Origin of the sequence: Actinomadura sp. DC4 (assembly GCF_030406325.1) — a bacterium.
Taxonomy (GTDB): domain Bacteria; phylum Actinomycetota; class Actinomycetes; order Streptosporangiales; family Streptosporangiaceae; genus Actinoallomurus.
Genome location: NZ_JAUEQY010000004.1, coordinates 160039 through 174462, shown reverse-complemented (window position 1 = coordinate 174462; position 14424 = coordinate 160039). Strand labels below are relative to the sequence as shown.

Below are 14424 nucleotides of genomic sequence, written 5' to 3'. Positions count from 1 at the left end.
CCTTCTCAGCCGCCGGTCCAGTAGCGATCGGCGCCGAAGATGAGGGCCGCCGCGCCGACCAGGCCGGCCATCTGGCCGAGCGCCGCCGGGACCACGCGCACCTCGCGGGCGAAGTCCATCCGGGCGTGAAGGCGGAAGGCGTCCTCCAGCGGGCGGAACAGCAGCGGACCCGCCTGGGAGAGGCCGCCGCCGACCGCCACCACGTCGAGGTCGCACAGGTGCGTCGCGGACGCGATCGCCACGCCCAGGGCCCAGCCGGCGCGGTTCATGGCGCGTACGGCCACCGGGTGCCCGCGCGCCGCGTCATGGGCGAGCTCCTTGCCCGTCTCTCCGGTCCACCCTTGCTCACGGGCCCAGGCCGACAGTCCGGGGCCGCGGGCGATCGCCTCCAGGCAGCCGCGCCCGCCGCACTCGCACGGCGGCCCGTCCGGGTCGACGATCACGTGCCCGATGTGACCGGCGTTGCCGCTCGCCCCGTCGATGATCCGGTCGCCCAGGATCAGGCCGCCGCCCACTCCGGTCGAGACGACCATGCCCAGGACGTTCGGCTGCCCCCGGCCTGCGCCGCGCCAGTGCTCGCCGACCGTGACGGCGACGGCGTCGTTGTGCACCCGTACCGGCAGGCCCGGGAACCGCTCGCTGAGCCGGTCCCGCAGCGGGAACGCCCGCCACGCCGGCATGTTGAGGGGCGAGACCTCGCCGGACGGCCACCACATGGGGCCGCCGCAGCCCACCCCGATGCCGGCCAGCTCCTGGACCGGCAGCTTGTCGACCAACGCCAGGAGCGTGCGCCACAGCCCGTCCGCGTCGACGTGTGGCGGCGGCGGAGTGGCGATGCGCTCGTACGCGCCGACCCGGCCGCCCGGTTCGACCAGCGCGGCGGCCATCTTGGTGCCGCCGACGTCGATCGCGAGGACGGAGGCGTTTCCGTGTGAACCGCCGTTGTCTTCCATGCCTGCCGCTCTCCTCGCCGAGCTTGTCGCCGCTCCTCAGATCACGGACGGGTGGGAGGCCCGGTGGCACATCTCATGAGGCCTCCCTCTCGGCGGCGGCCGGCCCGAAGGCCAGGATCGACGCGGTGAAGCCGTGTACGTGGTTGCGGCCCGCGACCGGGCCGATCTCGCCGGCGGCGAAGAACCCGCCGATCCCCGACGTGCCGAGCATGCTGCGCATCAACCGTACGTCGTGGTCGGAGTTGGGGAACATCGCGCGGCCCCGGCCCGTACAGGAGAACAGCAGCGCGCCCTCGACCGGGGTGAGGCCGAGGTCGCCGAGCATCAGGGTGAGGTCCTCGTCGGCCGCGCCCGCGTCGCGCACCTGGAACCGGACCGTACGGCCGACCTCGATGACGTCGCCGGTGGCGAGCGCGCCGGCGTCCGGGTCGGCGCCGATCACGCCGCGCACCAGGAAGTCGCCGCGCTCGTGCTCATGGGCGTACTCATCCATCGCGACGCCGATCAGCAGGCCGCTCTCGATCAGCGAGCGCTCCTTCTCGGGCAGGTCGGCGACGACCTCCTCCAGCTTGGTGAGCGCCGGGGAGCCGGCCAGTTCGTACAGGACGTTGTCCTCGGCCCTCGTGACCACCATGGACGGGCCGACCGGCCGCGCGCCCTGGCTGACCAGCGTGGTCGCCATGACCGAGCCGCCGAGCAGCACGCCGACCGCGCCCGAGTCGACGATCTCGCCGTCGACGAACATGCGTGCCGTGCCGCGCCCGCCCTGCCCGGTGGCCAGGCCGCCGACCAGCGGCAGGCCCGGCAGGACCTCGCCGGACCGCTCGACGAACGCGTCGACCGGAAAGGTGTAGGGGTCGGCCAGCAGGACCGCGACCACGTCGTCGTCGTTGGTCTGCGGCATGCCGACCACGGCCAGCCGCTGGGCCGCCTCCGGGTCCTCGCCGGGGAACTTCAGGGTCTCCAGCCGGAACGGGTCGATGCGCGCCTCCGGCAGGCGCGCGGCCCAAGCGCTGACGGCGCTGGAGTCCTCGACGCCGTGGTTGCCGCCGATCACGCCGGGGGCGCCGCAGCCGATCACGTTGGGCGTGCCGGCGACCTCCGTGGCCCGCCGCGCGGCTCGCTCGACGGCGTCCGGGGTCTGCGCGCAGACGAAGACGAAGACGAGGTCGGGCGGGCCGTCGAGAGGCAGGCGCGCCTGCGCGATGGCGGAGTCCGCGGCCGCGATGAGATCGGGGCCGACGGCCAGGCCGTCACCGAATCGTGCCACTGCCTCGTCCCCTCTCCACCACGCCCGATTCCTTACGGTCTACCACAGCAGGTCGGGGATTCCCTTCTCAGCCGCGGCGCCCGCCCCATCGTCCGGCGACGGCCGGCACACGTTGCACCTACCCGATGTACCCGCCCTAACCCCGGCCCGGCCTGCGCCTCCGGTCGTGCTCGGCCCCGTTGGATGCGGATATGAAAATCCGGGCATAGTGTCGAACGGAACACGAGCGACCCCAGGGACCTTTACTAATCACCGGCCCCGTACGCGAGCCCGGCGCGGCGGCAGGCGATCACGCTCCTTCGGCCGGCCACGAACGAGAAGCGATAAGAGGACTGTGAACACTCGACCTACGACACTTCGCGACCTCCGCGCCAGTGGTCATGTCCACCGGCCCGTCAAAGACGAGATACGCAACAACCTTCTCTCCCGGCTCCGTTCCGGTGAGCCCCGTTTCCCGGGGATCGTGGGATTCGACGAGACGGTGCTGCCCCATCTGGAGCGCGCCCTGATCGCCGGCCACGACCTCGTCCTCCTCGGCGAGCGCGGCCAGGGCAAGTCCCGCCTGATCCGCACACTCGGCGGCCTGCTCGACGAGTGGACGCCCGTGGTCGAGGGCTGTGAGATCAACGACCACCCGTACGCCCCGGTGTGCGTGCGCTGCCGGCGGCTGCTCGCCGAGCAGGGCGAGGACCTGCCGGTCGGCTGGAAGCACCGCGACGACCGGTACGGCGAGAAGCTCGCCACGCCCGACACCAGCGTCGGCGACCTGATCGGCGACATCGACCCGATCAAGGTGGCCGAGGGCCGTACGCTCGGCGACCCCGAGACCGTGCACTACGGCCTGGTGCCGCGCACCAACCGCGGGATCTTCTGCGTCAACGAGCTGCCCGACCTGGCCGAGCGCATCCAGGTGTCGCTGCTCAACGTGCTGGAGGAGCGCGACGTCCAGATCCGCGGGTACGCCCTCCGGCTGCCGCTCGACGTCCTGCTCGTGGCCAGCGCGAACCCCGAGGACTACACCAACCGCGGCCGCATCATCACGCCGCTGAAGGACCGCTTCGGCGCCGAGATCCGTACGCACTACCCGCTCGAGCTCGACGACGAGCTGGTGCTGATCGGCCAGGAGGCGCAGGTCACGGCCGCCGTGCCGACCCACCTGATGGAGGTCATCGCCCGGTTCACCCGCCTCGTACGCGAGTCGCCGGCCATCGACACCCGTTCGGGCGTGTCGGCGCGGTTCGCGATCGCGGGCACCGAGACCGTCGCGGCCTCGGCGACGCGCCGCGGCGCCGTCGCCGGCGAGGACCTGCCGGTGGCGCGCGTCTGCGACCTGCCGACCGTCGTGTCCACCCTGCTCGGAAAGGTGGAGTTCGAGGTCAGCGAGGAGGGACGCGAGGAGGAGGTGCTCGCCCACCTCCTGCGCCGGGCGACGTCCGACACCTGGCGGCGCACGCTGGGCGGGGCCGACCTCAGCGGCTTGCTCGACCGCTTCGACCGCGGTGCCACGGTCGACTCCGGCGAGCTCGTGCCGGCCGCGGAGCTGCTGCACCGCATCGGCCCGGTCACCGGCCTGTCGAAGATCCTGGAGGGCCTCGGCATGGAGGGTGAGTCTCCCGGGCACGCCGCGGCGGCCCTGGAGTTCGCCCTTGAGGGGCTCTACCTCATGCGGCGCCTGTCCAAGGACACCTCCGACGGCACGTCGACCTATCGCACGTAAGCCGGAATCTCAGGCAAGGAAAGAGGTCACCGTGGCCGGATACCGGTACGGGCCCTATCACGATGGACCGGATCCCCTCGCCCCGCCGTACGACATCCGGGCGGCCCTCGACGCCATGGGCGAGTCCATGCTCGAGGGCACCGGTCCGGCCGAGGCGCTGCGCGAGCTGCTGCGCCGCGGGCTTCCCGGCGCGCAGCGCAGGCGCGGCCTGGACGACCTGCTGCGGCAGGTACGCGCCCGGCGCCAGCAGCTGCGCAGCAGCGGGCGGCTCGACGGCACGCTCGAAGAGGCGCGCGCCCTGCTCGACACCGCCGTGGGCCAGGAGCGCGCCGCGCTCTTCCCCGACCCGAGCGACGACGCGCGGCTGAGGGAGACCGAGCTCGACACGCTGCCGGACGACACCGCGCAGGCCGTACGGCGGCTGTCGGACTACGAGTGGCGTTCGCCGGAGGCGCGGCAGACGTTCGAGCAGCTGAAGGACCTGCTGCGCCGCGACGTGCTGGACGCGCAGTTCCGCGGCATGAAGCAGGCCATGTCCAATCCCGACCCGGCCGCGATGGAGCGGGTCAAGAACATGATGGCCGCCCTCAACGACATGTTGGAGAAGGACGCGCGGGGCGAGCACACCGAGGAGGAGTTCGAGAACTTCATGCGGGAGTACGGGGACTTCTTCCCCGAAAACCCGCGCAACCTGGAAGAGCTCGTCGACTCCCTGGCGCGCCGTGCCGCCGCGACGGAACGGCTGCTCAACTCGATGACGCCCGAGCAGCGCGAGGAGCTCGCCGCGCTCATGGCCCAGACGATGGAGGACGCCGGGCTGGCCATGGAGATGCAGCGGCTCGGCTCGTCGCTGCGGCAGCGCCGGCCCGACCTGGACTGGTCGGGGTCGGAGCGGATGAACGGCGACGACCCGATGTCGCTGGGCGACGCCACGACCGCGCTGGAGGAGCTGGGCGACCTCGCCGAGCTGGAGGGCGCGCTGCGCCAGGACTACCCCGGCGCGCGGATGGACGACATCGACGAGGAGGCCGTACGCCGGGCACTCGGCCGGCAGGCGGTCGACGACCTGGCCGCGCTGCGGCGCATCGAGGCCGAGCTCGAACGCCAGGGCTACCTCAAACGCCGCGGCGGCGCGCTCGACCTCACGCCCAAGGCGGTGCGGCGGCTGGGCGAGACCGCGCTGCGGCGGGTGTTCGCCCAGCTGGAGTCCTCGCGCAAGGGCGACCACGACCAGGTCGACGCCGGTCAGGCCGGCGAGCTGACCGGCGCCAGCCGCCCGTGGCGGACCGGCGACGAGCAGCCGATCGACGTCATCCGCACGCTGTCCAACGCGATGCGGCGCGGCGGTGCGGTGACCACGTCGTCGGGGCCCCGCGTACGCCTGGAGGTCGACGACTTCGAGGTGCTGGAGACCGAGCGCCGTACGGCGGCGGCGGTGTGCCTGCTGGTCGACCTGTCCTACTCCATGGCGTTGCGGGGCACGTGGGGGTCGGCCAAGCAGACCGCGCTCGCCCTGCACACGCTGGTCGCGAGCAAGTACCCGCAGGACGCGGTCCAGATCATCGGGTTCTCCAACTACGCGCGGGAGCTGCGGCCGACGGAGCTGGCGGCCCTGGACTGGGACATGGTGCAGGGCACGAACCTCCACCACGCGCTCATGATCGCGGGCCGGCACCTGGACAAGCACCCCGAGCACGACCCGATCATCCTGGTGGTCACCGACGGCGAGCCGACCGCGCACCTGCTGCGCGACGGGCGGTCCTCCTTCGACTGGCCGCCGTCCCCGGAGACGTTGCAGCTCACCCTCGCCGAGGTGGACAAGATGACCCGGCGGCGGGCGACGCTCAACATCTTCATGCTCGCCGACGACGAGCGGCTGGTGTCCTTCGTCGAGGAGGTGGCCCGCCGCAACGGGGGCCGCGTCTTCGCTCCGACGCCCGAGCGCCTGGGCGAGTACGTCGTCCGCGACTACCTGCGCGTACGCCGCGGCGGCAACCGCTGACGCCGAGGGCGGCCCGGCCCCGGGCCGCCCTCACGCGGAGTGACCGGAGGGTGCACTGGTCGCGACGGGTGGCGACCGCTAGGGTCTACCCATGTCCAGTGGTGATCGCCTGCTCCTGATCTTGCACATCGGCTTCGCGATCTTCGCACTGGGGCCGATAACCGCCGCGACGATGGCGACGCCGCGCTACATCCGGCGCGCCGACGCCTCGGTCGTGCGCTACCTCAACCGGCTGACCCGCATCTACGGGCTCGCGACGCTGGGCATCTTCCTGTTCGGCCTGCTCCTGGCGCACGGAAAGTTCAACCACGTCTGGCTGTCGGCGTCGATGACGCTGTTCATCGTGGCGTTCGTGCTGCTGTTCATCGTCGAGCGCGACCAGCGCAAGGCGCTGCACAAGATCGAGCTGGCCGCCGCGGAGCGCCGCCCGGCGGCGGCCGAGGCCCCGCGCGCGCCCGAGACGACAGCGCCGACCGACAAGCCCGTCGCCGGAGTCCCGGCCGACGAGGCCGGGACCGAGCCGTCGAAGGCCCCCGAGCCGCCGGAGCCGAAGCCGGCCCCGGCGGACCGCGAGCTCGCGCGCGTGGAGACGGGCCGCATCGCCACGATCTCCGGCGTCGTCGCGCTGATCTGGATCGTCATCCTCGTGCTGATGGTCTGGAACGGCTGACCTCCCGGCTCAGCCGAGCGCGCGCTCCAGGTCGGCCAGCAGGTCGTCGGCGTCCTCGATGCCCACCGACAGGCGTACGAGGTCGGCCGGCACCTCCAGCGGAGACCCCGCCACCGAGGCGTGGGTCATGCGCGCCGGGTGCTCGATCAGCGACTCGACGCCGCCGAGCGACTCGCCGAGGATGAACAGCCGGGCGCTCTCGCACACGCGTACGGCCTCCTCCTCGCCGCCGGTGAGCTGGAAGGACACGATGCCGCCGAACCCCCGCATCTGCTTGGCCGCGACCTCGTGGCCCGGGTGGTCGGGCAGTCCCGGATAGCGGACCGAGGCGACCTTCGGGTGCCGGAGCAGGAACTCGGCGATCCGCGAGGCGTTGGCGCAGTGCCGGTCCATGCGCACGCCGAGCGTCTTGACGCCGCGCAGGGTCAGCCAGGCGTCGAACGGGCCGCCGACGGCACCCATGGAGTTCTGGTGGAAGGCCAGCTCGGCGCCGAGGCCGACGTCGCCGACCACCAGCGCGCCGCCGAGCACGTCGGAGTGGCCGCCGAGGTACTTCGTCGTCGAGTGCACGACCACGTCGGCGCCGAGCGCGAGCGGCCGCTGGAGGTACGGCGAGGCGAACGTGTTGTCGACGACGAGCAGCGCGCCGGCGTCGTGCGCGACCTGCGCCAGCGCCGCGATGTCGGCGATGCCGAGCAGCGGGTTGGTCGGCGTCTCCACCCAGATGACCTTGGTCTCGGGCCGGACGGCGGCTCGTACGGCGTCCACGCTGCTCACCGGCACCGGGTCGTACTCCAGGCCCCACGGCGCCAGGACCTTGGCGACCAGCCGGTACGTGCCGCCGTACGCGTCGTCCGGAATGATCACGTGGTCGCCCGGCTTGCAGATCGCGCGCAGCAGCGTGTCCTCGGCGGCCATGCCGGAGGCGAACGCCAGCCCGCGTACGCCACCCTCGAGTGCCGCGAGACACTCCTCCAGCGCCGCCCGGGTCGGGTTGGCGGTACGGCTGTACTCGAAGCCGCCGCGCAGCCCCCCGATGCCGTCCTGTTTGTAGGTGGACACCTGATATATCGGCGGAACGACCGCCCCGGTGGCGGGGTCGGGCTCCTGGCCAGCGTGAATGGCAAGTGTGTCGAAGCCGGTCACGTCGTTGAAACCGTCCATGCACGTGAGGCTAGTACGTCCATAGACACAGCCGCACCAACAGTGAGCCATACCCAGGGATGAGACTTCTCCCCCACAGGTACGAGCGCCGATCTCGCCTCAAGTGGGGAGGTAACAGTCCCCCGGGTCCCTTACCTTCGTATGGACAATCAGATCTCATGAGAGGAAGCCACCCGTGTTCGGATGGCTGGGGCGTACCGTCGTACGACACCCATGGTGGACGATCGTGATCTGGCTGGTGGCTGCCGCCGCCGCCGTCGCGCTCGCACCGAAGCTCGATACGCATTCTGACCAGCAGGACTTCCTGCCCACCAAGTACGAGTCGGTCCAGGCGGGGAAGCTGGCGGACCGGGCCTTCCCCAGCGGCAGCACGAAGGTCAGCAACGAACTCATGGTCGTCAAGCGGAGTGACGGCCAGGCCCTCACCGCCGCGGACACCCAGAAGATCGGCCAGATCGCCAAGGATCTTCAGGCGAAGCACGTTCCCGGCGTGACCACGCTGGTGACCGGCCCGCAGACCCTGTCGCAGAACCACAAGATCCAGATCGTCGCCGTCCCGCTGCCGACCAGCTGGGCCGACGAGAAGCTGGAGAAGGCGAACGAGACCGCCGTCAAGAAGCTGCGCCTGGCCGCCACTCCGGCGTTCCAGGGCACCGGCCTGCACTATGGCGTGAGCGGCAACGTCTCCAGCACGATCGACAACGCCGAGTCCGACAACAAGACGATGGCGCTGATCGGCATCGCGACGGTCGTCCTGATCATCGCATTGATCCTGATCATCTTCCGCGCCCCGATCGCGGCCCTCCTGCCGATCTTCGTGATCGGCATCGTGCTGGAGGTCTCGAACGCGGTCTCCGCGATCATCGGCAAGGCGTTCGACCTGAAGTTCGACGCGAGTTTCAGTCAGCTGATCCTCATCGTGCTGTACGGCATCGGCACCGACTACATCCTGTTCCTTCTCTTCCGCTACCGGGAGCGCCTGCGCCTCGGTGAGGACAAGAAGACCGCGATGATGGTCACGGTCGAGCGCGTCGGCGAGGCCATCGCGTCGGCCGCGGGAGCGGTCATCATCGCCTTCCTGGTGCTGCTGCTCGCCAAGTTCAAGTCCTTCGGCGCCCTCGGCCCGCAGCTCGCGATCGCGGTCGGCGTCATGCTGATCACGGCGCTCACGCTCGTGCCGGCGGTCGTGTCGCTGATGGGACGCGCGGTCTTCTGGCCCTCGAAGTCCTGGAAGACCGAGCCGAAGGCCAGCATGTACACGCGGCTCGGCAACGCGGTGGGCCGCCGTCCGCTCGTGACCGCGGTCGCCTCCGGCTTCGTGCTGATCGTCCTGGCCAGCGCGGCGCTCGGGTTCAAGGCCGACTACGACTTCAGCGCCGGACAGCCGCAGAACACCGAGTCCGCCAAGGCGCTGAACGACCTACGCAGCAGCCTCCCGCCGGGTCTGACGGACCCGACCGAGGTCTACGTGCAGGGCAACGGCCGGCTCGACCCCCAGGTACTGGAGCAGTTCCGGCAGAAGATCGCCAAGGCCGACGGCGTCGGCCAGGCACAGCCGGCCCAGCTCAACCCGGACAAGACCGTCGCCAAGATCGGCGTCGTCCTGAAGCTCAACCCCAACTCCAACGAGGCCATCGACCTGGTCAAGGGGCCGCTGAAGGACTACGTGCACCAGAACGCCCCTCCCGGCACGAAGGTGCTGGTGGGCGGCACGACGGCGATCTTCGGTGACATCAACAAGGTGAACACCCGCGACCTGTCGGTGATCCTGCCGGTGGCCGTGGCGCTGATCGCGATCATCCTGGCCCTGCTGCTGCGCGCGCTGGTCGCCCCGGTCTACCTGGTGGTGGCGGTGCTCCTCGGGTTCACCGCGACGCTCGGCGCGACCGTGGCGCTGTTCCAGGGCGCGGAGGGCAAGGACGGGCTGATGTTCCAGATGCCCATCATCTTGTACCTGTTCGTGCTGGCCATCGGGACCGACTACAACATCCTGATGATCGCGCGACTCCGCGAGGAGGCGCGCGAGGGACACGAGCCGCGGCGCGCCGCCGCCGTCGGCATCCAGCACGCCGGGCCGACCGTGGCAGCGGCGGGCGTCATCCTCGCCGGCACGTTCGCCGTGCTCGTGCTGTCGCCGATGTCGTTCCTGGCCCAGATCGGGTTCGGCGTGGCGATCGGCATCCTGCTGTCGGCCTTCGTGGTCTCTACCTTCTTCGTACCCTCGATCACCGCGCTGGTCGGGCACGCGGCCTGGTGGCCGGGCCACGCGGACCGTGCGAAGAACGGCGTCGACCCCTCGGAAGAGCCGTACGAGCTGGCAGGCCGGCCTAACTGACCGGGCCGGACTCGTCAGGGGAACGCCCGGCGGCGCGATTCGCGCCGCCGGGCGTTCTTCGTCTCAGGGTCAGCCGCCGGCGAGGAAGGCGAGGAGGTCCTGGCGGGTGATGAGGCCGGCCGGCTTTCCGTCGACCAGGACGACGGCCGCACCGGCCTTCTCCAGCACACCGACGGCCTCGCTCACCGGCTCGCCCGAGCCCACCATCGGCAGCGGCGGCGACATGTGCTCCTCGAGCGGGTCGTCCGCGCCGGCCCGGCCGGTGACCAGGGCCTCGAGCAGGTCGCGCTCGCCGACCGAGCCGATGACCTCGGCCGCCATGACCGGCGGCTCCTCCTTCATGACCGGAAGCTGCGACACGTCGTACTCCCGCAGGATCGCGACGGCGGTGCCGACCGACTCGTGCGGGTGGACGTGCACGAACTCCGGCAGCCCCGTGCCCTTCCGCGACAAGACGTCGCAGATGCGCGGCTCCTCGGTCTCGGAGGTCAGGAAGCCGTAGTCGGCCATCCAGTCGTCGTTGAAGATCTTCGACAGGTAGCCGCGCCCGCCGTCGGGCAGCAGCACGACGACCACGTCGTCGGGCCCGGCCTCGGCCGCGACCTGGATCGCCGCGACGGCGGCGAGCCCGCACGAGCCGCCGACGAGCAGCGCCTCCTCCCGGGCGAGCCGCCGCGTCATGGTGAAGGAGTCCTTGTCGCTCACCGCGATGACCCGGTCGCAGATGCCCCGGTCATAGGTCTCGGGCCAGATGTCCTCACCGACGCCCTCGACGAGGTAGGGACGGCCGCTGCCACCGGAGTAGACCGAGCCCTCGGGGTCGGCGCCGATGATCTGCACCCGGCCGTCCGAGACCTCCTTGAGGTAGCGCCCGGTGCCGGTGATCGTGCCCCCGGTGCCGATGCCGGCGACGAAGTGCGTGATCCGGCCCTCGGTCTGCTCCCAGATCTCCGGGCCGGTGGTCTCGTAGTGTGAGCGCGGGTTGTTCGGGTTGGCGTACTGGTCCGGCTTCCATCCGCCCGGGGTGTCCGCGGCGAGACGGTCGGAGACGGAGTAGTAGGACTCCGGGTGCTCCGGCGCGACGGCCGAGGGGCAGACGACGACCTCGGCCCCGTACGCCCGCAGCACCGCGATCTTGTCGCCGGCCACCTTGTCGGGGCAGACGAAGACGCACCGGTAGCCCTTCTCCTGGGCGACGATGGCCAGGCCGACACCGGTGTTGCCCGAGGTCGGCTCGACGATCGTGCCACCGGGGCGCAGCGCGCCGGAGGCCTCGGCGGCCTCGATCATCCGTACGGCGATCCGGTCTTTGACCGACCCGCCCGGATTGAAGTACTCGACCTTGGCCAGCACCTGTGCCGGTGCTCCGGCCGTGACCTTGCGGAGCCGCAACAGGGGGGTGTCCCCCATGAGCTCGGTCAGTGAGTTGTGAACTCGCACCACGACGTCCTTGTCGGTCGTAACAGTTTCGCTCAGAAGGTACCCCACACTCATGGTCACGTTCCGTCTGCGAACGGTCACCCTTCGCTGCTAGCCTCGACCGGCGCTCAAACCCTCGAAGGAGACCCGGCCGTGGCGACGCATCGACGACTACGTTCCGCTTTCATTCCAGCACATATCGGCATGCTGCTCCTCGGCGCGGTCGCGTGCGGGGGCTCCCACGCGACGTCCGGCGGTGCCGCCGCCACCAGACCCGCCTGGAGCGACACGGCCGTCAACGCGGTCAGCCGGCCCGTGATCGGATCCGGTGTCACGGCCGTCACCGGGCTGCGCCCGGACGGCCGTCTCCGGACGGTCGTCAGCGACGTACGCGACGGAAAGCGGCTGTGGGCCAGGCCGTCGGTGATCTCCGGCCGGCCGGCCGCCATGGGCGTCGCACCGCCGGCCGTCGCCGGCCCGGCCGCTCGTCCGATCGTGGCGAGCGTCGAGGCACGCGGACGCGGCGCGGCCCTGGTCGCCCGCGACGCCCGTACGGGCGCGCAGCGCTGGACGCGCGCGGTCGGCACGACGTTCGGCCCGGCCGCCTGCGGTGACCTGCTGTGCGTGTCCGAGGCCACCGCGCGCAAGTCCGCAGCCTTCGCCGTGCTCAACCCGGCCACCGGCAAGCAGGTCTGGCATCTGCCGGGCGTGGCCGAGGTCGAGTGGGCCGGGCCGGGACGCGTCGTGCTGTTCCGCATGTCCGCCCACCCCTCGGTCGAGGCCCACGACCTGGCGACCGGCAAGGCCGCCTGGGCGTTCCCGGTGGAGAGCGCGCTCGGCCGCGGGGCCGACCTGTCCGGCGGCTGGGCGTTCGGCGCGTCCGGTGACACGCTCGTCGGCTATGTCGCGCCCTACCAGACACGCAACAACGGCCCGCTGTCCGCCTTCGGGTTCTTCTCGCTGCGGCTGTCCGACGGAAAGCAGCAGTGGGCCCGCAAGCGCCTGCTCCGGGTGTACCCCAGCGCCAACCCGGCGGTCGCGCTGATCACCCGCGAGGTCGACAACGCCGACCGCTACGGCGGCTTCACCCAGCTCGACCCCCGCACCGGCCGCGCGGTCCACCGGCTGGGCGCCACAGGCGCGCCGCAGGCCAACTGGTGGCTGGCCTTCCCGCGCGACCTGTCGGCGGTCGGCTTCCTCGCCCACGACAAGCCCGGATACATGTACGACCTGCACACCGGCAAGGCGCGGGGCGGGCACGAGCCCGGCTGGTCGTTCTGCACGACGACCCCGACCCCGCTGAAGATCACCGGACAGAACGGCTTCTATCCCATCGCCGCGCTGTGCCCCTACGACCTGAAGACCGGGCGGCGGCTCGACGCGGCGAGCACGGCGCCGCCGAGCTGGTACACCGGCGCGGTCGGCGGCTGGCGCGTCTGGCGGGACGAGCACGGCGGCATTCACGGCGTCCACGACGGCGACGGCACGAGTCCGGGAATGTACCAATAGCTTTGCTACCCTCCAGTAGGAATCGGCTCCCGCACGCAGTAGCCTGCGAAACGGGCATCCAGCAACGAATGCCCGGCGGGGCCGTGCGAGGCCGAGATGAGGGAGACCCGTAATGCCTGAGGCTGTCATCGTCGCGACCGCGCGTTCCCCGATCGGTCGGGCGTTCAAGGGATCGCTGAAGGATCTTCGTCCCGACGACCTCACCGCCCGCATCGTGCGCGCGGCGCTCGACAAGGTCCCCGAGCTCGACCCCGCCGACATCGACGACCTGCTCCTCGGCTGCGGCCTGCCCGGCGGCGAGCAGGGTTACAACATGGCGCGTGTGGTGGCCGTGCTGCTCGGTCACGACACCGTGCCGGGCGCGACCGTCACGCGCTACTGCTCCTCCTCGCTCCAGACGACGCGCATGGCCTTCCACGCCATCAAGGCGGGCGAGGCCGACGTGATCGTCTCGGCCGGCGTCGAGATGGTGAGCCGCTTCGCCAAGGGCAGCAGCGACGGCCTCCCCGACACCATGAACCCCCAGTACACCGGGGCGCAGACCCGTACGGCCAAGCGCGCGGAGGGCGGCGAGGACGCCTGGCACGACCCGCGCGAGGACGGCGAGCTCCCCGACGTCTACATCGCGATGGGGCAGACGGCGGAGAACGTCGCCGAACTGCACGGCATCACGCGGGCCGAGCAGGACGAGTTCGGCGTACGGTCGCAGAACAACGCCGAAGAGGCGATCAAGAACGGCTTCTTCGAGCGCGAGATCATCCCGGTCGAACTACCGGACGGCACCGTGGTCTCCAAGGACGACGGCCCGCGCGCCGGCACCACTCTGGAAAAGGTCTCGGGGCTGAAGCCCTCGTTCCGCCCCGACGGCACGATCACGGCGGGTAACTGCTGCCCCCTCAACGACGGCGCCGCCGCGCTCGTCATCATGAGCGACACCAAGGCCGCCGAACTGGGCCTGACTCCGCTCGCCCGCATCGTGTCCTCAGGGGTCTCCGCACTCTCCCCGGAGATCATGGGCCTCGGGCCCGTGGAGGCGTCCCGGCGGGCGCTCAAGCTCGCCGGCCTCACCATCGACGACATCGACCTCGTGGAGATCAACGAGGCGTTCGCCGCACAGGTGATCCCGTCCTACCGTCAGCTCGGCGTCGACATCGACAAGCTCAACGTCAACGGGGGTGCGATCGCGGTCGGCCACCCGTTCGGGATGACCGGAGCGCGCATCGCCGGCACCCTGATGAACGGCCTTCGGACGCGCGACAAGACGCTCGGTCTGGAGACCATGTGCGTCGGTGGCGGCCAGGGCATGGCGATGGTCTTCGAGCGCCTCAGCTGAGCCCGTTTTTGCTTCGTCCGCCCTGGTGAGCGGGGTCGCTTAAGCATCCCGC

10 protein-coding genes are annotated in these 14424 nt (G+C 71.1%); 6 read left to right on the top strand and 4 right to left on the bottom strand.

Annotation, left to right across the window (positions count from 1 at the left end):
• Positions 1-5: 5 nt before the first annotated feature.
• Both QWU11_RS08110 and QWU11_RS08105 read right to left on the bottom strand, forming a co-directional pair.
• Positions 6-953 carry an ROK family protein gene (locus QWU11_RS08110; protein ID WP_290104425.1) on the bottom strand — a complete coding sequence of 316 codons (948 nt, stop codon included), beginning with the start codon at positions 951-953 and terminating at the stop codon, positions 6-8.
• A gap of 73 nt (positions 954-1026) precedes the next feature.
• Positions 1027-2223, bottom strand: coding sequence for an FIST N-terminal domain-containing protein (locus tag QWU11_RS08105; RefSeq protein ID WP_290104424.1), 1197 nt, complete (start codon positions 2221-2223; stop codon positions 1027-1029).
• A 334-nt stretch (positions 2224-2557) separates the two neighbouring features.
• On the opposite strand from QWU11_RS08105, the gene QWU11_RS08100 reads away from it, so the two are divergent.
• The 3 genes from QWU11_RS08100 to QWU11_RS08090 all read left to right on the top strand — a co-directional run bounded on the left by QWU11_RS08100 (position 2558) and on the right by QWU11_RS08090 (position 6612).
• On the top strand, positions 2558-3940 hold the full coding sequence (locus QWU11_RS08100; RefSeq protein WP_290104423.1) for a sigma 54-interacting transcriptional regulator: 1383 nt from the start codon (positions 2558-2560) through the stop codon (positions 3938-3940).
• Between the two features lie 31 nt (positions 3941-3971).
• The gene (locus QWU11_RS08095) at positions 3972-5942 is read left to right on the top strand and encodes a hypothetical protein (RefSeq protein ID WP_290104422.1); all 1971 of its coding nucleotides are present in this window, start codon (positions 3972-3974) and stop codon (positions 5940-5942) included.
• A gap of 91 nt (positions 5943-6033) precedes the next feature.
• Positions 6034-6612 carry a hypothetical protein gene (locus tag QWU11_RS08090; protein WP_290104421.1) on the top strand — a complete coding sequence of 193 codons (579 nt, stop codon included), beginning with the start codon at positions 6034-6036 and terminating at the stop codon, positions 6610-6612.
• A 9-nt stretch (positions 6613-6621) separates the two neighbouring features.
• Here QWU11_RS08090 and QWU11_RS08085 read toward each other — a convergent pair whose 3' ends face one another.
• Positions 6622-7776 (bottom strand): cystathionine gamma-synthase, encoded by a 1155-nt coding sequence (locus QWU11_RS08085; protein WP_290104419.1) that lies wholly within the window; start codon positions 7774-7776, stop codon positions 6622-6624.
• A gap of 175 nt (positions 7777-7951) precedes the next feature.
• Here QWU11_RS08085 and QWU11_RS08080 point away from each other — a divergent pair, with 175 nt between their 5' ends.
• Positions 7952-10111, top strand: a complete 2160-nt coding sequence (locus QWU11_RS08080; protein WP_290104418.1) for an MMPL family transporter — start codon at positions 7952-7954, stop codon at positions 10109-10111.
• 69 nt (positions 10112-10180) lie between these two features.
• Here the strand turns inward: QWU11_RS08080 and QWU11_RS08075 are convergent, their stop codons facing one another.
• Positions 10181-11551, bottom strand: a complete 1371-nt coding sequence (locus QWU11_RS08075) for a cystathionine beta-synthase (RefSeq protein WP_290104417.1) — start codon at positions 11549-11551, stop codon at positions 10181-10183.
• 132 nt (positions 11552-11683) lie between these two features.
• Here QWU11_RS08075 and QWU11_RS08070 point away from each other — a divergent pair, with 132 nt between their 5' ends.
• On the top strand, positions 11684-13039 hold the full coding sequence (locus QWU11_RS08070) for a PQQ-binding-like beta-propeller repeat protein (RefSeq protein WP_290104416.1): 1356 nt from the start codon (positions 11684-11686) through the stop codon (positions 13037-13039).
• Positions 13040-13151: 112 nt separating this feature from the next.
• Positions 13152-14372, top strand: coding sequence for an acetyl-CoA C-acetyltransferase (locus QWU11_RS08065; RefSeq protein WP_290104415.1), 1221 nt, complete (start codon positions 13152-13154; stop codon positions 14370-14372).
• Positions 14373-14424: the final 52 nt, after the last annotated feature.

Coding starts and splice junctions, on each gene's coding strand:
- QWU11_RS08110 (WP_290104425.1), bottom strand. CDS start 953: ATGGAAGACAACGGCGGTTCACACGGAAACGCCTCCGTCCTCGCGATC.
- QWU11_RS08090 (WP_290104421.1), top strand. CDS start 6,034: ATGTCCAGTGGTGATCGCCTGCTCCTGATCTTGCACATCGGCTTCGCG.
- QWU11_RS08085 (WP_290104419.1), bottom strand. CDS start 7,776: ATGGACGGTTTCAACGACGTGACCGGCTTCGACACACTTGCCATTCAC.
- QWU11_RS08065 (WP_290104415.1), top strand. CDS start 13,152: ATGCCTGAGGCTGTCATCGTCGCGACCGCGCGTTCCCCGATCGGTCGG.